The sequence below is a fragment of the Gimesia sp. genome (genome assembly GCF_048262075.1).
Classification (GTDB): domain Bacteria; phylum Planctomycetota; class Planctomycetia; order Planctomycetales; family Planctomycetaceae; genus Gimesia.
This window is the reverse complement of sequence record NZ_JBLXFK010000029.1, coordinates 1-20,937: the sequence shown is the minus strand read 5'-3', so window position 1 is coordinate 20,937 and position 20,937 is coordinate 1. Positions and strand designations below refer to the sequence as shown.

At 50.5% G+C, this 20,937-nt stretch carries 16 protein-coding genes and 1 pseudogene; 4 read left to right on the top strand and 13 right to left on the bottom strand.

The features are described 5' to 3' along the window. Positions 1 to 42: 42 nt before the first annotated feature. The 11 genes from ACN0YH_RS27525 to ACN0YH_RS27475 form a co-directional block, all read right to left on the bottom strand. Entirely contained in the window at positions 43 to 309 is a 267-nt protein-coding gene (locus ACN0YH_RS27525; protein ID WP_417382818.1) for a hypothetical protein, read from the bottom strand. After that, a complete protein-coding gene (locus tag ACN0YH_RS27520) occupies positions 302 to 520 on the bottom strand; it encodes a hypothetical protein (protein WP_417382817.1) in 219 nt (72 codons plus the stop codon). The genes ACN0YH_RS27525 and ACN0YH_RS27520 overlap by 8 nt, the downstream gene beginning before the upstream one ends. Then, a complete protein-coding gene (locus tag ACN0YH_RS27515; protein WP_417382816.1) occupies positions 513 to 1,886 on the bottom strand; it encodes a sigma-54-dependent transcriptional regulator in 1,374 nt (457 codons plus the stop codon). Before ACN0YH_RS27515 ends, ACN0YH_RS27520 begins: the two co-directional genes overlap by 8 nt. Then, positions 1,883 to 3,358, bottom strand: coding sequence for an ATP-binding protein (locus ACN0YH_RS27510; protein ID WP_417382815.1), 1,476 nt, complete (start codon positions 3,356 to 3,358; stop codon positions 1,883 to 1,885). The genes ACN0YH_RS27515 and ACN0YH_RS27510 overlap by 4 nt, the downstream gene beginning before the upstream one ends. Positions 3,359 to 3,429: 71 nt before the next feature. Next, positions 3,430 to 6,234: a BatD family protein gene (locus ACN0YH_RS27505; protein ID WP_417382814.1), complete on the bottom strand. Its 2,805-nt coding sequence runs from the start codon at positions 6,232 to 6,234 to the stop codon at positions 3,430 to 3,432. Between the two features lie 30 nt (positions 6,235 to 6,264). Next, a complete protein-coding gene (locus ACN0YH_RS27500; RefSeq protein ID WP_417382813.1) occupies positions 6,265 to 8,538 on the bottom strand; it encodes a VWA domain-containing protein in 2,274 nt (757 codons plus the stop codon). 34 nt (positions 8,539 to 8,572) lie between these two features. Next, positions 8,573 to 9,643, bottom strand: coding sequence for a vWA domain-containing protein (locus tag ACN0YH_RS27495; RefSeq protein ID WP_417382812.1), 1,071 nt, complete (start codon positions 9,641 to 9,643; stop codon positions 8,573 to 8,575). Continuing rightward, entirely contained in the window at positions 9,643 to 10,695 is a 1,053-nt protein-coding gene (locus tag ACN0YH_RS27490) for a BatD family protein (protein WP_417382811.1), read from the bottom strand. Before ACN0YH_RS27490 ends, ACN0YH_RS27495 begins: the two co-directional genes overlap by 1 nt. After that, positions 10,692 to 11,567: a DUF58 domain-containing protein gene (locus ACN0YH_RS27485; RefSeq protein WP_417382810.1), complete on the bottom strand. Its 876-nt coding sequence runs from the start codon at positions 11,565 to 11,567 to the stop codon at positions 10,692 to 10,694. Before ACN0YH_RS27485 ends, ACN0YH_RS27490 begins: the two co-directional genes overlap by 4 nt. Before the next feature lie 99 nt (positions 11,568 to 11,666). Further along, the gene (locus ACN0YH_RS27480; RefSeq protein ID WP_417382809.1) at positions 11,667 to 12,695 is read right to left on the bottom strand and encodes an AAA family ATPase; all 1,029 of its coding nucleotides are present in this window, start codon (positions 12,693 to 12,695) and stop codon (positions 11,667 to 11,669) included. Positions 12,696 to 12,946: 251 nt separating this feature from the next. Further along, entirely contained in the window at positions 12,947 to 13,102 is a 156-nt protein-coding gene (locus ACN0YH_RS27475) for a hypothetical protein (protein WP_417382808.1), read from the bottom strand. 844 nt (positions 13,103 to 13,946) lie between these two features. Between ACN0YH_RS27475 and ACN0YH_RS27470 the strand changes: the two genes are divergently transcribed. Together ACN0YH_RS27470 and ACN0YH_RS27465 are read left to right on the top strand one after the other, a co-directional pair. Further along, positions 13,947 to 15,266 carry a DUF1552 domain-containing protein gene (locus ACN0YH_RS27470; protein ID WP_417382807.1) on the top strand — a complete coding sequence of 440 codons (1,320 nt, stop codon included), beginning with the start codon at positions 13,947 to 13,949 and terminating at the stop codon, positions 15,264 to 15,266. Further along, complete coding sequence (locus ACN0YH_RS27465) at positions 15,263 to 17,746, top strand: DUF1588 domain-containing protein (protein ID WP_417382806.1); 2,484 nt, start codon at positions 15,263 to 15,265, stop codon at positions 17,744 to 17,746. The genes ACN0YH_RS27470 and ACN0YH_RS27465 overlap by 4 nt, the downstream gene beginning before the upstream one ends. 203 nt (positions 17,747 to 17,949) lie before the next feature. Here the strand turns inward: ACN0YH_RS27465 and ACN0YH_RS27460 are convergent, their stop codons facing one another. After that, entirely contained in the window at positions 17,950 to 18,330 is a 381-nt protein-coding gene (locus ACN0YH_RS27460; protein WP_417382805.1) for a winged helix-turn-helix transcriptional regulator, read from the bottom strand. A 160-nt stretch (positions 18,331 to 18,490) separates the two neighbouring features. On the opposite strand from ACN0YH_RS27460, the gene ACN0YH_RS27455 reads away from it, so the two are divergent. Both ACN0YH_RS27455 and ACN0YH_RS27450 read left to right on the top strand, forming a co-directional pair. Continuing rightward, positions 18,491 to 19,369, top strand: coding sequence for a DUF4437 domain-containing protein (locus ACN0YH_RS27455; RefSeq protein ID WP_417382804.1), 879 nt, complete (start codon positions 18,491 to 18,493; stop codon positions 19,367 to 19,369). Between the two features lie 72 nt (positions 19,370 to 19,441). After that, complete coding sequence (locus tag ACN0YH_RS27450; RefSeq protein ID WP_417382803.1) at positions 19,442 to 20,428, top strand: zinc-dependent alcohol dehydrogenase family protein; 987 nt, start codon at positions 19,442 to 19,444, stop codon at positions 20,426 to 20,428. A 306-nt stretch (positions 20,429 to 20,734) separates the two neighbouring features. On the opposite strand, the pseudogene ACN0YH_RS27445 reads toward ACN0YH_RS27450, so the two are convergent. Further along, a pseudogene (locus ACN0YH_RS27445) lies at positions 20,735 to 20,932 on the bottom strand (IS110 family transposase); the annotation flags it as partial. Positions 20,933 to 20,937 lie beyond the last annotated feature (5 nt).

The following is a 20,937-nucleotide window of genomic DNA, read 5'->3' as shown; positions in this document are numbered from 1 at the left end:
CCTTGCTCATAAATTCCTCCTAAGAAGATTCTGAAGTATTCTTCAGGAGTCCGCCAGTCTTGGGCCATCGCACAACAGGAATCCATCGAACTCATCATGCTTACTGGTAGTGTTTGCTATCCGCAATGGACCTGCAGTCAAAAGCAGGTTTTGATAAAGATTATCGTCTGTTTCAATATACGCAGGTAGTTTGACTTTCTGGTAAGAGCTGGAAGGATTAAAAAATTCTGCTTCCAAGTCGGGTTGTTTGATGGCAGGTTGCTTTGTTGCTGGTTTCGTGCCCGTTAAAAGCAGGTGGGCATCAATCATAGAAATCGGTTCCGTCTGCGGAGTTATTAACGGTGGCATGATTGAAGATCACATCCTCGCCGACCGGCTGATCAAGTGTGACTGAGAAGGTAAGGGTGGCCGTGTCCGTATCCCCTTCGATCTGGATCAGGTCGCCTACGGGAAGTTCATCTCCTGTAATTGACTTACTCCATTCAATTACAACCTCATTATTATTCTCTTGGCTATCCAAGATCTATTTGTTTGAGTTTGCGGTAGATGGTTTTTCGGTCGAGGCCGAGGATGCGGGCGGCCTGGGTCTGGTTGCCGCCGGTGGCTTCCAGTACATGGGTGATGTAGCGGCGCTCGAGTTCTTCCAGAGAAACGAGTTCGTCAGGATCGAGACCATCAATCAGGATTTGATTGCTATGGTAGTTGGTAATCTTGTCAGGCAAGTCGGCAACGGTAATCTTATCGTGCCTTGTTAATGCGACCGCGCGTTCCATCACGTTTCGTAATTCGCGAATATTTCCGGGCCAGTGATACTTGAGTAACTTCTCAGCCACGCCCTCTGCGAGGTCGGTTGCATGTTTGTTTTCGGATGTAGAAAACTGTTTGAGAAAGTGCTCAGCCAAACGTAAAATATCGGTCCCGCGTGAGCGAAGTGGCGGCAAATGCAATCCGATCACGTTAATGCGGTAGTACAGGTCTTCCCGAAATATTCCATCGGAGACCGCCGCTTCGAGATCGCGATTGGTAGCACAGATGACTCGGACATCGAACGGTGTTTCCTTGTCTGACCCGACAGGTCGGAGCGCGCGTTCTTCTAATGTTCGCAGTAATTTGACTTGCATCGACATTGGCATTTCGCCCATTTCATCGAGCAGCAAGGTGCCGCCGTTCGCTTCCAGGAATAAGCCGCGGCGTTCACTTCGGGCGTCGGTGAATGCGCCTTTGACGTGCCCGAACAATTCACTTTCAAGCAGGGATTCAGAGAGTGCAGCACAGTTGATTGCTACAAACGGATTTTTGGATCGGCGCGAATTTGCATGGATGGAACGCGAGACCAGTTCCTTACCAGTGCCACTTTCGCCGGTGATCAGTACACCTGCGTCGGAAGCGGCAACGCGTTCGAGCTGGTCGTACAAAGCCTGCATGGCAGGGCTGCCGCCGATCATATCACCGAAAGAATGGACGGCTTGATTGGACTCTTTTAACAGTCGCACCTGTTCGGTGAGCCGATGGTGATCAATCGCACGGCGAACCGTGATCGCCAATAGATCCATTTCAATCGGCTTGGTGATGAAATCATAAGCGCCTGCCCGCATTGCAGAGACCGCAGTTTCCAGGCTTCCAAAGGCTGTCATCAGGACCACTGGTATATCCGGTCGAAATTCAGTAAGTTGCTGGCAGAGTTGTAAGCCGGTAGTTCCCGGCATGCGAATATCGGTCAATACAACATCATAGTTATTCTGATCGATCGCAGAAATGGCCTTTGCCGCATTGGTAAACCAGTCGACATGCAGTCCCCGCAGTCGCAAATCGGTTTCGATGAGTTCGCACATTGACTGCTCATCATCGATTACCAGAATTCGCGGATTGTCAGAGTTTTTGTTCATTGCAAATCTTTCTGATCATCTAACGGCAACCACACCCGAAATGTTGTTCCCTGATTTTTCTCACTGGCGACATCAATCCACCCGCCATGTTCGCGTACAATCCCATAAGCAATTGAAAGCCCCAGGCCTGTTCCTTCGCCTACATCTTTCGTCGTATAGAATGGTTCAAACACATGCTCGGTTTCGGTGTCAGTCATCCCGGTTCCCGTGTCGGTCACTTCCAGGCAGGCAAAGTGATTGCGCTGTGATTCAATAATCGCCGGTGGTTGAACCTGCTCTGAATACACTTTGATCATAATCTTGCCGCCGTCGGGAATCGCCTGGATCGCGTTGCTGATGAGGTTGGTGATGACCTGTTGCAGTTGCCCGGGATCTCCCAGCGTTGTAACTGGTGAGTTATCATGAGCGTCTACTGTTAAATTCACATCTGCTTTCTTTGCGAGTGGTTGCATTAGTTCGCACGTTTGCCGGGCAAGTTGAACGAGGTTCGTCGACGCCTGCTCTGTTCCTGTGCGGCGGGCAAAGTCGAGGAGTTGACGAATGATGGCGGTCATGCGTTCGGCTTCTTTTTGTATTGTCTGTGCGCTCGAACTGACATCTGCTGCAGAAAGTTGTCCACTGGCAATTAAACCTGCGCGGCCTGAAACCACATTCAGTGGAGTGCCTAACTCATGGGCTACACCGGCTGCCAGAGTGCCAACAGTTCCCAATCGATCAATGTGGCGAAGTTGTTGTTGTGTTTGCAGCCTGGTTTCGGTCTCTGCTTCAATCGTCGCTCGCTGTTGCTGTAAACGACAACTCATCTCACTGATTGCGAATGCAAGTTGACCAAACTCGTCATTCGAAGACAGCGCAGGGGGTTGGCCGAATTCTCCCTCGCCAATTTCTTCGACTTGTTTCATCAACTTTCGTAACGGACTGGCAACGAGCTTCAGGCCACCCCAGTAGATCACAAAACCGGAAAGCAGCGTGACCCCGAATAATGATAATACCGAGGTGTGAAATGAGCGGCGCACATTTGCCTCGGAATCCAGCAGTGGTTTGGCGACTTCGACTGCTCCTGGAACTTCTCCGGCAAGCGTGAGTGGCACATATGTCAACTGCTTGGTGTTACCGTCTTTGTCCGAAATCGAAATGCTCGAAATACTGCGAGAAAGTGTTTCCGTATCTGAGGTGCGCACACCTGGTCCCTGTAGAGCATCGTCAGGTTTCTCCGGATCGATCCAGCGCATCGCAGGTCCTGAAGTTGCTCGCTGGGTCACTTCAATTGCCTGCTGAATCCGCACCGTACCGCCATCTCGATAAGCCTGCTCAATGGTAGGTTTGAGCGCATTTACCAGATCGACCGCACTCTCTTCATTCGATTGTTGAGACCATTCACGTTGCTGCTTAACAGTTTGCCAGGAGAATAACGTGACGATCCCCAGGACTCCCACCATGAATAACAGAATCAATTTGGCTGCCAGTTTCATTCATGTCTTTCCTTGCATGAAACGTTCAATAGATGGGTTGAAAGGTCGGCGAATTCTCGTTTCTACAAGCATCATAGCAGTTCGAGTACATGATCGGGAACCCAGCCGATATGACCGCGCGTGGTTTGAATCTGTGTCCACTCTCCCCGGTGGGCCAGGGTTTGTACTCGATGACCTTCTGCGGAATCCAGTACGGCGACTTCGGCGAATTGTTCTCCGTCTCCTGCATGTAATTGCAAATGTTGTTCAACAATGACCGCATTTCCCTGCGGAGCGGTGTTTTCAGTATGTAAATACATCGAACCCAGGGCGGTCATTAACAGCAATCCAGGCAGAGTGGCGAATTTCCACAAGGACAATTTGTGGCCCATTGTTCGCAAGATTACTAGACCCCAAAATGAGAGTGAAGAAAGGATAAGTACCATTACAATCGTCTGTTGACCAATCATTTTGACCACGACCGCATTTCCATTTTTCAATTTTAACAGCAGATCCTTTTCGGGACTAGTGAGTTCCTGGGGCGTAGCTGCTGTTTGAACCATAGCCTGGGCAGCGTTCAGATTTACTTGAAACTGCCGATTGCCTGGCTGTAATTTCAGTGCACGTTCATAATTCACAATTGCACGACCGAGTTGATCTGATTGCAGGTACGCATTGCCAAGATTAAAGTACAGATCGGCATTCGAGATCCCAGAGTTGACCAGCAACTGATACTTATTCGCAGCTTGCAGGAATTGATCTTTCGCATCGATCATATTTGTTTCGGCGAGAGAGAGCCCGTTGCGATAGGACTCACTCGCATCGTTGAAAATAATCTCCCGTTGTTGCTGATTGAGCAAAACTTGTGGTTTAGGCACTGGTGTTGTCGCGGTGATGTCGTTTGCCTGCACAGTTGAAGCCATCGATGCCAACCCCAGACCGAGCAGCAATGCAAAAGCTTGCGAGACTTTGGCACATTTCGACTTCTTACCGCCAGTCGCATGGGGGCTACGAATATGACGGCTTGATTGCGACTTCATGCGAGCGGCAAGTCGATTTACAAGATTGAGTGCATCCGCTTTTTGCAGTTCGAAGTCAACATTGTTTCCATAGGCATCTTGCTTATGGCTGAGTTGCTCGATTAACATTTCCGCTTCCGCAGCCAGTTCATAGAATCCCGCGGAACGCATCGCTCCGATGGTTGGGGAAGACTCGTTATTATTCTCGGCGATGACTGTTGACTTTCTCGCAGGAAATATTTTTCGCATGTATCTCAGCAAAGCTGCAGCGACCGCTGATTGGTCCTGCGCGTATGAGATTTGTGTGAGGCAGCGATTCAGTGGTGATCGCAGAGAAGGCATGCGTTCGGCAAACCAATGACGGTACCGGGCTGTCAAGGTGATTACCCAGATTACCGGAGGCAGAATCACTGACAGCCACCACCAGTTCCAGGCAGACTGTGGTTCTTGAGAAGTAAGTACACTCGGTGTGTCGAGATTGATCAAACTTGGTTCAAGAGTATGCGAACTCTGTGTTTTATTTTGTTCTTTCGAGGCAGTGCCCTTCGCCCCCACGATGGCATCCAGTGCCAGCGATTCTGCTTTTTCCACGGTGATCGCAATGGGGGCTGAGTGTACGGTTTCAAACTGTTCGGTTTCTGGATTGAAGAAACTGAAGGGGATCGCGGGGATCTCGGTGATGCCTGCTTGACGAGGACGAATTGTTGTCGAGAAGACTTTACTGTCATCTTTGACATAGCCTGCCAGGGGCTGATTTGAGACCTTGAATCCTTTTAGCTCAGGCAACTCTGACAAGGGGGGCGCCTGTACCAGTTCCATGGGACCTGTGCCGACGATTCCGAGATTGAGCGTGATGGAATCGCCTGCATGCACATTGACGGGTGATGCCTGGGTTACAATGTCGTACTGTCCGACTGCACCGCGATAATCTGAAGGGCGACCTTTCGTTGGAACCGGTAACACTTCGGTGGAATCCACTGTGGCATCCGCGACCACTGGTCTTGTGGAAGTAACTGATAACCGATTGCTGGATGGCATTGACAACAAACTGCCACCAAACGGACTGTCATCGAAGAAACTACCGAACGGATCACGCGAGCGACCAAGGGCTGTGGGATAGTTCACAACGATCTGGATATCATCGCCAGAAATGATGCCTGCCTTCGTGGGATAGACCTTGGCATTGATCTCGTACATGAAATAAGCCCGTTCCTCGCCTTGGCCGTTATCGTGTAATACTTCTTTTCCACCAGGGCGTTGACGATTGTTTGCCAGTTCTTCAATACGATTCTGGAAAGAACCCCATGAGGTCTGATCGGAGATCATGTTCCACATGTTTCCTTCTGAGAGAGTGAGCTTGTGTTCCTGGTCACGAAACGGCTTGATATAAATTCTGAGTACCATGTCGAGCGGTTGTCCTACAAAGACTTTCTCTTTTTTTCCTGCAAGCTCTACAAATAACAGGTCGCCGGTTTCACTTTTTGTGGCGATAATCCTGGTCGCTTCCGTTTTCATGCTTTTTCCATCGATTTTGAATGTCAGAGCGGGGATCTCGAACGTACCAGCGCGACGTGGGGTGATGAGATATCGTAGAACCACACTTCGGCTTTCGCTGCGGCGGCCGTTGATGATCGTCACTTGCGAATTTTGCGATGGTGCACCCGCGGAACGTATATCGATTCCGTCCACGTCTGGTAAAGTGGGTTGTTCGTAATCGCTGGCATTGTTGATGGATATCTGCATCTGAATCGGCGCGCCAACATAGGCTTCGCGAGAAGAGAGACTCATAGACACATCTGCAGCGAATGCAGAACTGCCTGCGATTCCGACGATGAGTACGGGCAGTATGGATCGAATATAATTAGTTGAATGAAACATGATTCTTCCAGTATATCTACAGTTCAAAAATTACCAGTTACGGTCAACGTGGACTTGTCGTGCGCTCTCGAGTTGCTGTTGTCGTAAGCGTCGCAGCATGTTGCGGTCGCGTACTGATTGCAGCAACTTCAGGGCTTCTTCTTTATTCATTAAACCAGGCTTCTCATTGGGATCAGCGATCCCGTATCCACTTTTCGAATTCTCATCCTGTGGCTGGACTTGATCAGAAGTGAGTTCGCCAGAGGAAACCTGTTCATCTCCAGGTTCTTCATTGGCTTCCGAATCCTGTTGCTCAGGAGACTGTGGCGTTTGGTCTGCCTGTTTTGATTGTTGTGACTGAGGCTGCTGTTGTTTGTCCTCAGAACCGGATTTCTCTGACGGGTTTTGTTCTTCGCCAGATTGTGGCTCTTGAGACTCCTCTTGAGGCTCTCCCTGTGAGTTTTGCTGTTGCTGCTGTTGGGATTCCGATTTCTGCTCCGGTTTTTGTTCCGTAGACTGTTCGGAAGGTTTTTGATTCTGCTCTGATTGCTGATCCTGGTCCTGTTGCTCATCAGATTTCTGGTCCTGATTTTCGTTTGACTTCTGTTGGTCTTGCTGCTGCTGATCTTTCTGTTCTTCTTTATTCTGCTGTTGATCCTGATCCTGATCCTGATCTTGATCTTGATCTTGATCTTGATCTTGTTGTTGTTGTTGTTGTTGTTGTTGTTGTTGTTCCTTTTCTTGTTGCTGCAGATCTTTAATGAACTGAGCGGCGAGCTCAATGTTCGCGCGGGCATCGGCGTTGTTCGGGTTACCTCGTAATGCACCGCGGTAATGCTCAATGGCGGTTTTCAGTTGTTCAATCGCGGCGGGCTTGTCCTGTTCTGCGAGTTGCATGCCAGTCGTGTAATGGCAATTTCCCAGGTTATAACGAGCACGGGCTGCGATGCTGGTTTCGCTGTCTCCTGCGACGCTGGTAAACTTCTCTGCAGCCTGTTCCATATTTCCCTGACGGTACATGGTGACAGCTTCGTTATAGTTCAATTCTGCCTGGTCATGAGGAGTTGGTTCGATCTGCTGATACTGCTCTAACGCTTCCGCAAACTTTCCTTCTCTTACAAACTGATTCGCTGTGTTAATCTGCTCAGCACTGAGCTGTTTTGAAGGAATGTCAGGTTCAGCAGCGCTGAGTGTACCTGTTGACATCAACAACCCGACCAATACCAGGAGTGCAGCTACTGCACTTTTGGGAACAGAAGCTTTTTCAGTCGTCTCGTTTTTCTTCGCAACTGGAGTTGCTATTGAGACTGGTGACTTCGCTTTTCGCCGGGCTGTCGACAGGAGCACTTCCAGTAACAGGAGCAAGCAGGCTGGCAGTGCAAACCACTGAAATCGTGGTGTGTAGGCACTGATTGTTGCTGTTTCAAACTCGGTCTGTTTGACGTTCGTTACGTAGTTGTGATAAACAGCAGCCATATCGACTCGTTTGGTGCCGGCGGGGATGTAAGCGCCGTTAGTGTCTGTAGCTATCTGGCTGAGAATGGTGCCGTTCATTTTGGACCAGACCGCTTGACCTTGATATTCAACGAATTGTTGACCGCCGCTTTCGGTTTCCGGGATACGTGCTCCCTGGTCCATGTCTCCCAGTCCCACGGTGAAGAAGCGGATGCCATTGTTTGTGAATGCTTCTGTTGCAGCTTCCACTGGCTTACTCTCCTGGTCTTCACCATCCGTAAAGACGACAACGGCTTTGTGGTCGTTCGTTTTGTTAATGAATCCTGCGGTAGCCGCCCGGATCGCATCGCCGAGTAATGAGCCGCCGCGTCGGACACTGTGAGGGCCGACTGCATCCAGTGTCTGTTTGAAGTCTTCGTAGTGACTGGTCAGCGGCACTGATTGCCGAGTTTCCCCCGCGAAGACAACCAGTCCGACGCGGTCTCCGGACATCTCATCAACCATGTCTTTGATCTGTTGTTTCGCTCGATCCAGTCGACTCGGCGAAACATCTTCTGCGAGCATGCTGCGTGATACATCGAGTAGAAACATCACTTCAATTCCTTTTTGAGGAACTTCGCGTTCGGTCTTTCCCCAACGGATGTCGCACAACGCAATTGCGAGTAAAGACAAGCTGCTGACAATCAGCACCGAAGAGATCCAGTGCTTTTGCGAACGAGACGCTAAGAATAATCTGTCAGTCATATTCGCTGAGGCAAATTGCCTCGCGGCGCGGCGTTTTGCCACAACTGCATAGCCAGCGAGTAACAGGCCGCATGCTGCCACAAACAGCAGAAAGATATTTGTCGGATTGCCGAATTGAATGTCCATGATATATTTTCTCTCTTGCGTGATTTCGCGATGTTCAGTTCAACTCTCGTAACCATGTTTGTTCAAGCACAAACCGTGCCAATAACAGTCCGAAGGCGATCAACAATAGTGGTGGCACATTGATGAGGCCGGCCCGATACGGCTGCACTGCGAGTTCGCGGTAATCGGTATAGTGCTGGGATTCCACTTTCGTCTTTTCCAAAGCGTCGATCTCAGCGTAAATCTGTTCCAGCGAGTCGGTGTCGGTTGCTCTGAAATATTTTCCGTGCGTCAGGTCAGCCACTTTCTGGAGTGTTGCTTCGTCTATGTTGACCGGCATCCACTGCACGACCTGCTTGCCGCTGAACGGGTCGGTCACGGGTACTGGCGCTTCTCCTTTGGTTCCTACGCCGATGGTGTATACTTTAATTCCCAGAGTCTCGGCGAGTTCTGCTGCCTGAATTGGTTCGACGACTCCAGCATTGTTTTCGCCGTCTGTGAGCAAGATGATTACTTTGCTTTTCACCTTCTCGTCACGTCGTGCATCAAGTGCATTGAGCTTCTCTACGGCCAGCGAAATGGCGTCGCCAATCGCGGTGCCATCTTCGCTACGATTTGTGACGATCTGGGTTGTGTTCAGCTGTGAGACAAGATGGGCATGGTCCAGAGTCGGCGGGGTAATACCATCGGCATAACCTGCGAATGTGACTAGCCCCACGAGATCGTTGAATCGACCATCCAGTTCCTCTTTTCCCTCTACAAACTTTCCCGCTACATTTTTAATAGCAGTCAGGCGATCAACGTGCTCGCCGTTGATCTTGAAATCCATGGCCTGCATACTTCCGCTGCGGTCCACAACCATTTCGATGGCAATCCCTTCACTCGTCGTGACTTTTTGCTCACGACCTTCACGTGGTCTGGCGAGTCCCAGGATCATAAATAAAATGGCGAACAGCGTCAGCATGCGAGGCAACCAGTTGAGTCGTTGCCGGAAAGTGGGTGAAAGATCTTTCGCCATTTTCAGCGAACTAAATCGAACTGCTGGTTTTCGTTGTGGCGCAAACAAACGCCATGCCAGAAAAGGTATTGTGAGCAGCAGTAAAAAATACCAGGGTGAGTCAAACATTAGGAAACCTCCGGAATCGCTGTCGCAGGGACTGCTGGTTTTGATAATTCAGTTACACTTTGCCGGACGGTTTGAATCGCGGCTTCCAGTTCGTCCACACTTAAGTCAAGGCCAGCGAATTTCACTTCATCTGCGAGTGACAAAACATTGCTTAAATCGTCTCGCACAACCGTGGAACCGATATTCCGATCTGCCAGCATCTGTGACAAATCAGATGTTGTCTGCTGACTGGCGGGAATGTCGTATTGCAGTGCCAGAAAATGCTTCACAATATCTGTCAGTTCGGAGATCTGTTGATGGTTGTCGACGGGATTTTCCCGAACACTTTCTGAGAGTGCATCCAGTTGTTGCGACACCCAGGTCGCTGGTGTGATTGAACGACCTCGCACAGCCACGATCATAAGAGCAAGACAGGCCAGCGCGATGACGCCGAGACTGGTGTATCCCCAGGTAGTCCATTGTGATGTTTTCTCAGCCGGCACCTCGACATCGACAACAGACTGGATGTCCCGAAACTGTGTTGGGTCTGCGCGTCCTTCAAGAACGCTGGTAATGCTGACGGGTTGTGCAGCAATGTTGATGACTTCGATCGGGTTTGACTGAATATTCTTGGAATCTGACGGAACGATATTCACAGTCAGAGAAGGAATTTCCAGATCGCCGGATTGAATACTTTCCAATGTCAGCGTGCGTTTCCACATTCGTCCTGAATCGACCGGGATTTCAAATAAGTCTTGCGAGTCAATGACATCGAATGGGCCAAGCTGATCTGCAACAGCAGGCCAGACAAGACTTTTCTCCGACGGAGAGATTACTTCGTAAGTCACAGTAAATGGTTCCGCGACGCGAACGCTGGTCGCCGACATGTTGATCGAGACTTCAAAACCCTGTTGGTTGTATGTTGTTTTGACTGGTTCTGCCTGGGCAAATCCCGTGATCAGGAAGCCCAACACTCCCGCCACGAACATTTTGATTACCCAGGATGAATAGTTGTGTGATGAGCAGCAACTGTTGCTGCCTGAGCATCCACGAATGCTTCGAAGGACGTTCATATTCGACTCTCCCGTTTATGAAAATAGCGTCGTAGGGGTTCCACAATATCGACACCGGTTTCGATATGAAGTGGTTCCAGCCGCAGTCTTCGAAACATCGCATCGCGTGCCTCTGATCGCTCTCGATATACGCGAGCATATGCTTCACGGTTATTGCGGCTGGCAGTGTCGAGTGTGATGATTTCTCCGTTTTCGGCGTCTTGTAACCGTATCAGGCCGACGTTCGGCATCCTGGCTTCCCGCTGATCAGAAATGACCACAGGCACAATATCATGTTGTCGGCGGGCGACCTTCAGTGTGGACTCATAGTGTTCGTCCTGGAAATCACTGACCAGGAACAGCACGGTTTTACGGTTCGAAGTTCGATTGAGGTGTTCCAATGCCTGACGAATATCGGTCCCCGTCCCTATTGGTTCGCAGTACAGCATCTCTCGAATCAGACGCAGCACATGCCGTGAACCTTTACGAGCCGGGATGCTTTTTTCAATATGGTCGGTAAAGAGTGTGAGCCCCACTTTATCATTGTTTTTGATGGCGGACATGGCGAGTGTGGCGCCCAGTTCTGTCACAACGTCTCGCTTGGTCTGTTGATTGGTTCCGAAGCTCTGTGACCCACTTAGATCGATCAGCAACATCACCGACAGTTCGCGCTCTTCGCGGAATAACTTCACATATGGTTCACCGCTACGAGCAGTAACATTCCAGTCAATGGTGCGGACATCGTCGCCTGCCTGATAAGGACGAACTTCTTCGAACTCGATGCCGCGCCCTTTAAATGCAGAGTGCCACGTGCCCGCCAGCATTTCGTCGACTTTATGCGAAGTGCGAATCTGTACGCGTCGAATTTTCTGAATCACTTCTCGAGGAATCATGGTTAGATCCATTCTGGGATAAGGGCAGGGCGCAGGTCATTCGCTGAAGGTACTGACCTGCAATCGCTACCGGACAACATTCGCTATTTTGCAAATCAATCAGGGAGTGGGGACGTGTGCGAGGATCTCGTTGACAATTGATTCACTGGTACGGTCTTCCGCTTCTGCTTCATAGGTGATCATCACGCGGTGACGTAATACATCCAGTGCGATCTCTTTGACATCTTCCGGTTTCACATATCCGCGACCAGCCAGGAAGGCGTTTGCCTTAGCAGCCAGTACGAGATTGATTGTGGCCCGGGGGGAGCCCCCAAACTGGATCAAGCCATCCAGGTTTAATCCGTAAGCTTCGGGCCTGCGTGTGGCCATGACCAGATCAACGATGTAGTTTTCGACCTTTGAGTCCACATAGATCTCATCAATTAATTTGCGGGCATGCATGATTTCCGCAGGTGAGGTTACCGCTTCGATCGCGACGTTCGTGGTGGTTTTACTCATGCGACGCAGAATCTGTAACTCTTCGTCCCGATTCGGGTAGTCGACCACCACTTTCAACATGAAGCGATCACTTTGTGCTTCGGGCAGGGGGTATGTCCCTTCCTGTTCGACTGGATTCTGAGTCGCCATGATCAGAAACGGTTCTTCGAGTGAAAACGTTTCTCCACCGATAGTGACCTGTCGTTCCTGCATCGCTTCCAGTAACGCACTTTGCACTTTAGCCGGGGCGCGGTTGATTTCATCTGCAAGGATCAGGTTTGAAAAGATCGGACCCTTCTGAACAACAAAGGATTGATCCTGCGGACGATATACTTGTGTGCCAATGAGGTCGGCTGGCAGCAAATCAGGAGTAAACTGCAGGCGTTGAAAACCGGTGTTAATCGCTTTCGCCAAACTGGCCACAGCCGTTGTTTTGGCTAGCCCCGGAACTCCTTCGATCAAGAGATGACCGCGTGTCAATAATCCGATCAACATGCGGTGCACTAACTTCTCCTGGCCCACCAGCACTTGATTGACTTGTCCCACAATCCGCCGAAACGGTTCGCTGTGAGCTTCGATTTCCTCAGTCAACTGCTTGATCTGATTCTTAGTCTCGGAATGATGATTGTTAGTTATAGATGGACTCGTCATGCTCAAACTCCTCAAATCCTGGAAAATGAAAACGTGCCTGCTTGTCTGCGGCTAGTAAACAGAAAGCATCTTGCGTGCCAAATGTTTTGTTTTCCTGAACCGGAAGATTTCTCTGGATTTAAGGAGTTATTTTAATACGAGAGCACAAATTTCCTTCCGATTTTCGCGACAGTCTGCCCCAGCGGGGCATATTGCCCCATGGCAGAGTCTTGGTGCGCGGTTAAAATTCAACTGCTATGAACACCGTAGGATCAAGGCCTGCGATTGAAAACGAGATTAAATACCAGATTGACCACAATCGTCAGCATGATACTGCCAAAGATGGAAATGTGCAGTTGAAAGAAGAAATTCAACAGCACCAGCACGGCAACAAAGAGCAATAGTGAGAGCAAGTAGTTTTGTTTCATTTGTGAAGACTCGTGGCAAGGGTTGCGGTGACAGGTAAACGATATCTGGAACGAAGTCACCTCAGAGTTGAAACTATTGATGAGCTGATCCTGAAGCTCATCCAAGAACTGTTAGCCTTTTATCTTAACCCTGCTCCCGTGTCAAACACATGCTAAGTTCTCTGAAATAACACTGCTGCTGAGCAGGTTCGACACTTGGCAGGGCTCGTCATACCAGATTGGCCAGCTTCCCGATTTCGGCACAAAACACTCATCCACAACCACGTTTTCGCAGTCACGCTTGAGTTGCTGATTCGACAGTCTGGTACCGATTGTGAACCTATGGAGGTATTGAAGCTCCCTCGTCGTGTGCTGTTTGAGTTTTGGGAGACCTGCAGAAACACAAGTGCAGTTCCCAAAAAAAGGCTCTTTATCTTTGAAGGCAGTGGGAAAGTGAGTTTCATCTAAAGTGACGATGTAAAACCATTTATATCAGTTCGTTAAGCAGATCACCGTTTGTTGGATTTTATTTGGGAACCGTTCTCAACAGACACGAAACCTGGGACGTCAAACAGGGGACATGTTTCGGGGATCTGTGCTGACGTGCTCCCGTTTGTAGGTTGCGTCCACTCTGGAATAAGTTAAAATATACGCGTTACTTCAAGCGTTTCATTGAGTTACTAAATTTAACCATAGGCTCTGATTCTAACTCAAGAAATCTTTCCAAAGCTCATATTTGCCTGCCTCTACCAGATTATCTGCGACGGGTGTGTAGCCGCTCATCGGGATGGTTGAACGAATTGAACCACTCCCGCTCTACACTCGGAGTACACAATTCGCTGCATCGTTTGTTGAAAGATCTATCATGCTGAACCGTCGGAAAATGATTCAAGGTATGGCGGCCGGTGTAGGAACTGCACTTGGCCTCTCCTTCCTTCCCGAACGCCTCCTGGCAATGCCTGCCAGTAATGATACTCCTAAGCGGATTATCTTCTTCATGCAGAACCAGGGCTTCGATCCGGCTACCTGCATTCCAGAGGGTATGAAACGCAGCAGTTCGCTGGCGAAAGCCAAACTCCCCGAGCCAATCAGTGCACTTGAACCTTATAAGGAACGATTGCATATCATCAATGGCCTGCATGGTATCCATACCAGTCCGTCGCATAGTGCGTTCTTTGGCGCCCTCGGTGGCTATCGTGGTAGTGACGGCGTGCCTCCCAGTGCGTCGACAATCGATTATGAACTGAGCAAGGTCCTGCCACAAACACTTCTGCCTCATCTGTGTATTGGCATGGACTCCATTGAAAACATGACGACCAAGCCCACGCTCGCTACACTTTCTGCCAGCGGTGCAGGGCAGCCGATCTTTATGCATTCCAATCCGAATCATCTCTATCAGATGCTGTATGGTGGCATCTCCACAGGAGAGATTCGACTCCAACACGAAGCACGAACCAATGTGTTCAATCAAATTGAAAAGTTAGCCGCCTCAAAAGGCCAATCGCTGCCGACCACAGACCAGCAACGTTACGGTCAATTCGTTGCGGGCTTCAAGGAAGTCAACGGCCTGCGCGATCGCCTTGATACGGTTGCTGATCACCTGCGTAAATTCGCTCCCAAAGTGGACGCGCGATATACACAGCCGGAGTTTGAGACAGACTGGCATGATGTTCTGCTGGACCTGGGAATTTCGTCGCTTACATCGGGCATCACCAATACACTGACGATTGGCTCGGGACGCGGTGAGATCTTCGGAGCCTGGAAGGGACTTGGCGTCGAGCAACAAGGGCACAACCTCGGGCATATGGCACAGCCTGGCAATCCCATCTGGATTAAGATCCGTCAATATAACAGCCGTATGCTGGTGAAGATCATGGAAGCACTGGAACGTGTTCCTGAAGGCAGTGGCACGATGATGGATCACACGCTGATTGTGTATACCAGCAATAATGCTGACAAGCAGCACACCAGTGGTGCGAACTGGCCGGTCATGCTGCTCGGTAATTTCGATGGCACATTCAAGACGGGTTGCTTTACGCAACTGGATGGGAAACGTCCCATTAATTCACTCTATGCGACAATCCTGCACGCCGCGGGTGTTAAGTGTGATCACTTTAATATGAATGATAAACTGGCCAGAAAGTTCGATGCCGGTACAGGCCCCCTTCAGGAACTGCTGGTATGACGAAGTTCAGATCTGTTTTCGTGATCACAGCGCTGTTCAATCTGCTCTCAGTGGCAAACGGTGAAACTTACACGCCCGGACAAAAAGTTTCCAAAGACTTCAACACCTTTTCGCAATCGTTTTTGGCTACACACTGCCTGGACTGTCATGGTGAGACAGAACCGGAAGGAAATCTCTCGCTGCATGATCTGGGGCCCGTGGATGAAGTCAATTCGGCCACCTGGCGAAGTGTGTGGGCCCAGGTCACTCTGAAAGAGATGCCACCTCAGGAGATGGCTCAGCCGAAAGTCGTAGAACGACTGCAGTTTTCAGACTGGATTGTCGGTGAACTGACACGGGTGATGAGCGACAAGGGCGGGTTTCATGATCACCTCGATCCGAATAAAGGCAATTACGTCGACCACAGCCTGCTGTTCGGGCCGCTGCCTGATGCGATTAAACTCGTGCCAACTTCATCACCGGCACGAATCTGGCGATTGACGCCCCAGGAACACATCACACGCCTGAATGAATTGATTAATCGAGAGCCGGAGTACGACCCAGCAAAGCCTGGCCTGCGAACTCATGGTGATGTCGTTCCAACTAACCATGGCGGCGAACTCAAACTCTACTTTGGAACGGATCGCATCATCAAATGGCAAGGGGGGACTGTGGCTTATGCGACGGCAGTCAAAAGTGTCCCCGCGGTTCTCTCATCAGCCCGCACTCATGGATTGGAAAACTACCCCGATTTCTACTCGGTTAACAGTGCTGAAGCGACACAGATCATGGGGATTGCTGAGGACCTGATTCGCTACATGGCGTATGGCCCCTTGAGCATCGCCGAGCCATACCAGATCACGGATCAACCCAGGTCCATCGCGGACAAGATGAAAGGTGATCTTCGGGGTTTGCCCACAAGTATCGTTTACAGTACGAAGATCGCGCGTCCCCTGACGCCGGTCTATGAGCTGATGCGGCAGGATGGCGTTACCGATGAGAGTTTGCATGCTGCCGTCGATTACCTGTTTGAGATGCTGACCTTCCGTCCTCCGAGCGAAACCGAGTCGAACGAGTATACGGCGATCGTAAAACAGTCCATTGAGAAACTCGGCAAGGAAGACGGCGCTGTTCTTGGTTTGTCGTCACTCTTTCTCGATCGCGACGCACTCTTCAGACCGGAACTTGCTGCGACCGGCAAACCAGATCGTCATGGACGTGTCATGTTGCAGGACTGGGAACTGGGGCTGGCGGTCAATCATGCTCTGCGCTACATCAAGCCGGATGAAGAATTACGGACAGCGATTGTTGAAGGACGTATGCGGACCAGGGCCGATGTGAAACGTGAAGTGGAACGGATGCTGGCCGACGACAGTATCAGGAAGCCCCGGATCCTGCGTTTCTTCCGTGATTACTTTGATTATGACCTGGGCGGTTACATCTGCAAAGACGCCCGGGCCCTGGCTAAAACGGGGGTGAGCAATCGCGGGCAGTCCCATTATCGTGCGATGTTTGATGCAACGGCGAGTACGGATCGACTGATTGAACTGATCCTGAAAGAAGATCGTGATGTTTTGAAGCAGTTGCTGACCACAGACAGGGTTGTGGTCACCAAAGCAGATAATATCTATTTTGGTAAACGGCGTTCCCGGGCAGAAGAAATCGCATCTGTTAAAGCGGCTCGGAAAGCCGCAGACGAACTCGCTCGGAAAGAGGCAGACAAGCCCGGAAAGAAAACTCCCAAACCGGGCCGGAAAAAGCAGGAGAGAGTCAACCATAGTGTGACCCCTGCGGAACTGTCGGGAACGGAGGTCTATGCCCGGGTCAGTCGGCGCAGCTTCGGCAACGGTTCTATGAAACCGGAACGTATTCTGGCTAATGTACCCGCAGGTGAACGCCTGGGGATTCTGACCCATCCCAGTTGGCTGGTTTCCCACTCGGACGCCATGGATAATCACGCGATTCGCCGCGGCCGCTGGATTCACGAGCGTTTGCTGGGCGGAGGGATTCCCGATGTCCCCATCACCGTGGATGCCATGTTGCCGGATGAGCCACAAAATACATTGCGCGAACGGATGCGGGTTACCAGGCAAGAATATTGCTGGACCTGTCACAAGAAAATGGACCCGTTGGGGCTGCCGTTTGAGATGTTTAACCATGCCGGCCTGTATCGAGAGACGGAACTTGAGAAGCCTGTTGATACCACGGGCGAGATCATTGATTCCGGTGATGCTGCCCTGGATGGGAAAGTTGCCAACGCCATCGAGTTGATTGAAAAGCTTGCAGCGAGCGAGCGGTCCGAACAGGTCTTCGTGCGTCACGCGTTTCGCTTCTGGATGGGCCGCAACGAAACTCTGAATGATGCCCCGGTTCTTCAGACAGCGTATCGCGCTTACAAAGACAACGGCGGCAGTATGAACGCATTGCTCGTATCACTGCTCACTTCGGATGCATTTCTTTATCGCACGAAAAGTGGGACCGCGCGAGCAGAATCAAACTAAGCGAAAGAGAATAAGGGATCAACATCTTCTTGCCGCTTGACATAATCCAAGACAGTCGCTGACCCTTTACGATCTGTCCATCGAGAGGGAAGATCGTTTAAGTTGCGGACGGCTACAGCCTGTCAAATGTCTTGATAATTGTTGGCAGCGATGGCCATTGCCCGTGAGTTACGTGAGGATACAGGCAGCAGCTGTAAGTGATGTTACCGAATCTCATCTTCGCTGGTCTGTCGCTGCTCAAGCAGTTTCAACGCATGTGACTCTCCCCATTTTTTCAATGCATTGATGACTGGCTTCAACGACTCTCCTTCTTTCGTTAGCTCGTACTCAACTCTTGGTGGGACTTCAGCGTAAACGGTCCTCGACACCAATCCACTTGATTCGAGTTCGCGAAGCTGCTTGGTAAGCATTCTTTGCGTCACGCAACCGATTGTTCGCTTGAGTTCGCTGAATCGGAGTCGGCCATTAAGCAGGTAGTAGAGGATGATTCCTTTCCACTTGCCGCCAATCAATTCCAGAGTTGCCTCAACGGGGCAAGCGGGCCTGTTGTAGTCAACATGCCGGTTTTTCTCTATGGTATCCATTATGTGCCTATGAGTCAGAAAAGTGCGTACTTGCGGAAAACGACGATACCGTTATTATGACACCGTACCTGCTAGAGGTCAACATTCGATTCAAGTCATAGAGAGCCGGTTGTCTGTGAATCTGCACGCCAACTGCGATCAAGAAAGTGCAAGGAACTTCATGAGAATTCCTATACGACTACGTCAAGTCTCAGTTTTATCGCTGATCATCGTTTCGAGCGTTGTTGGTACAAGTAAAAACTGCAGTGCACAGGATGAGTCGTCTCAAAACATCGAAGTCGTACTGGCTTCCGATGTGAAATGGCAGGAGTTAAACCCCAAGCGGGGCGACAAAAGTCCTCAAGCTGCCACGCTCTGGGGCGACCGTAATGGCAAGGAAGCGACGGGGTTTCTTGTCAAGTTCATTGATGGCTTTTCGTCGCCGCCTCATATCCATAATGTCACTTATCGTGGCGTCGTGATTGAGGGGCGTGTTCACAACGATGATCCTCAAGCCAAACCGATGTGGATGCCGACGGGTTCCTTTTGGACGCAACCCGCAGGGGAAGCACACATCACGTCAGCGAGAGGCAGCACCGTTGCTTACATCGAGATTGAAAGTGGTCCCTATCTGGTCATGCCTGAGGAAGAAGCATTTGACAACGGGGAACGCCCCGTCAACATCGACCAGTCAAACATTGTCTGGCAGGATGAGTCCAGTACGAATTGGATTGAACCCTCGCCATCGAGCGGCAACCAGGCGGAGATCGCTTTTCTTTGGGGGAGTCCTCACAAGGTCGGGCTACATGGGACATTGGTCAAATTGCCTGCCCAATTTTCAGGAACGATCAGAGGCACTGGTTCAACTTTCAAAGCGGTTGTCATCGCAGGCGAATCGAATCTGTATCAGTCATCGGGCAAAGGTAAGGTGACGCTGACACCAGGCAGTTACTTAAATGCAAAAGGGAAAGCCGTGCTTCGTATTTCATGCGATGCGAACGAGGACTGCACAATTTATATCCGCAGCAACGGCAAGTTCACCGTCGCCTCAAAGCTGTGAACACGCTGCTAACGGACAGAAGCTGTCTGAGTTACATACTATTTGGCATCACAATTAAGGAGAGTATATCCAATGAAAGCAATGCTCATTCACAACTATGGCGACGATGCTGTTTTTGCAGCAGCAGAAGTTGATACGCCGGAAGTCAAAGCTGGTCATGTGTTGGTGAAGATCGCTGCATCCAGTGTGAACACGGTCGATACGATGATTCGGAAAATGGGCAATGAGTTACCGCTTGCTCCCGAGACTCCTGCCATTCTCGGAATGGACTTTGCCGGAACGGTCGAAGCCGTCGGCGAGGGGGTATCAGGGTATTCCGTCGGCGATGAAGTTTATGGATGTGCAGGCGGATTAGTCGACCTTCCCGGCACTCTGGCGGAGTACATCGTCGCTGATGCGAAGCTGATCGCCCACAAGCCCGGGACCCTGTCCATGCGAGAATCCGCCGCCCTGCCGCTGGTTGCGATCACTGCCTATGAAGGGTTGAAACGTGCGGGGATTGAGGAAGGCCAGAAGGTGCTTGTTCATGGTGGCTCTGGTGGCGTCGGCCATGTTGCGGTGCAGCTGGCAAAACACTTTGGTGCCGACGTGTATGCGACCGGAGGCGGTGAAAAACAACTGGCATTGATCGAACAGCTTGGTGCAACTGGCATCAACTACAAGACCGATTCAGTTGAACAATACGTTGGCAAGCATACCAACGGAGCGGGTTTTGAGTTAGTGTTCGATTCCGTTGGCGGTGCAAACTTGACGAATTCGTTTGAGGCAGCTGCACTGAACGGGCAAATCGCCACCACCGTTTCGATGTGCGAATTGGATTTGACCACCGTTCACTTTAAGGGGTTGTCGCTGCATGTTGTTTTCATGCTGATTCCGATGCTGCACAACTTTAAGCGTGAAGCGCACGCAGAGATTCTACGGAACGTGGCTCAGATCGTTGACTCTGGCGGTCTGACACCTGTGCTCGACGAGATGCACTATTCCCTGGAACAAGCGGGACAGGCTCACGCTCGCTTGGAGAGTGGTCAGGGGATGGGAAAGGTCGTCATCGACAACTAGGTGAGTGAAAAAGGGTCGGGAGTGCTCTGTAGAAAACCTGTCTCTGATTGCTATTTTCTTACTGAACGAGTCATGATACACCATACTGCATGACACAGACAACCAAATCTCCACGGATGGTCTTGGCTGCTGCTTTCAAGATTGCGAAGCAATCACTTCCCGCGTATGCGTATCGCTGCAGTCCCCGGAAGTTTACTCAGCACCAACTGTTTGCCTGCCTGGTACTTCAGCAGTTTTTACAGCTTGATTACCGGAAACTGCAGGCGTTTCTACTCGACACTCCCTGCCTGACACCTTTTACTGTCCGACCAGCTTCTTTTCGTATCCGCCAGTGGCTTCCATGACGACGGTTGCCTTGAGCTTGACGATCTGCCGGGAGAGCAACTTGAGAGAATCATTCTGGTAAGCGATCTTTTGCTGCTGACCGTTTTGGGTAAAAAAGAGATCAAGAGAATCTTTAGAAATATCAACACCAGCGACCGAATTTGAAGAGGAGTCTTTCATCGAAT

Bases quoted from the DNA above. Each gene is read 5' to 3' on its own strand.
- ACN0YH_RS27490 (WP_417382811.1), bottom strand. From the start codon at position 10,695: ATGAACGTCCTTCGAAGCATTCGTGGATGCTCAGGCAGCAACAGTTGC.
- ACN0YH_RS27470 (WP_417382807.1), top strand. From the start codon at position 13,947: ATGCTGAACCGTCGGAAAATGATTCAAGGTATGGCGGCCGGTGTAGGA.
- ACN0YH_RS27485 (WP_417382810.1), bottom strand. From the start codon at position 11,567: ATGATTCCTCGAGAAGTGATTCAGAAAATTCGACGCGTACAGATTCGC.
- ACN0YH_RS27495 (WP_417382812.1), bottom strand. From the start codon at position 9,643: ATGTTTGACTCACCCTGGTATTTTTTACTGCTGCTCACAATACCTTTT.
- ACN0YH_RS27510 (WP_417382815.1), bottom strand. From the start codon at position 3,358: ATGAAACTGGCAGCCAAATTGATTCTGTTATTCATGGTGGGAGTCCTG.
- ACN0YH_RS27505 (WP_417382814.1), bottom strand. From the start codon at position 6,234: ATGTTTCATTCAACTAATTATATTCGATCCATACTGCCCGTACTCATC.
- ACN0YH_RS27465 (WP_417382806.1), top strand. From the start codon at position 15,263: ATGACGAAGTTCAGATCTGTTTTCGTGATCACAGCGCTGTTCAATCTG.
- ACN0YH_RS27525 (WP_417382818.1), bottom strand. From the start codon at position 309: ATGATTGATGCCCACCTGCTTTTAACGGGCACGAAACCAGCAACAAAG.
- ACN0YH_RS27515 (WP_417382816.1), bottom strand. From the start codon at position 1,886: ATGAACAAAAACTCTGACAATCCGCGAATTCTGGTAATCGATGATGAG.
- ACN0YH_RS27480 (WP_417382809.1), bottom strand. From the start codon at position 12,695: ATGACGAGTCCATCTATAACTAACAATCATCATTCCGAGACTAAGAAT.
- ACN0YH_RS27460 (WP_417382805.1), bottom strand. From the start codon at position 18,330: ATGGATACCATAGAGAAAAACCGGCATGTTGACTACAACAGGCCCGCT.
- ACN0YH_RS27455 (WP_417382804.1), top strand. From the start codon at position 18,491: ATGAGAATTCCTATACGACTACGTCAAGTCTCAGTTTTATCGCTGATC.
- ACN0YH_RS27500 (WP_417382813.1), bottom strand. From the start codon at position 8,538: ATGGACATTCAATTCGGCAATCCGACAAATATCTTTCTGCTGTTTGTG.
- ACN0YH_RS27450 (WP_417382803.1), top strand. From the start codon at position 19,442: ATGAAAGCAATGCTCATTCACAACTATGGCGACGATGCTGTTTTTGCA.
- ACN0YH_RS27475 (WP_417382808.1), bottom strand. From the start codon at position 13,102: ATGAAACAAAACTACTTGCTCTCACTATTGCTCTTTGTTGCCGTGCTG.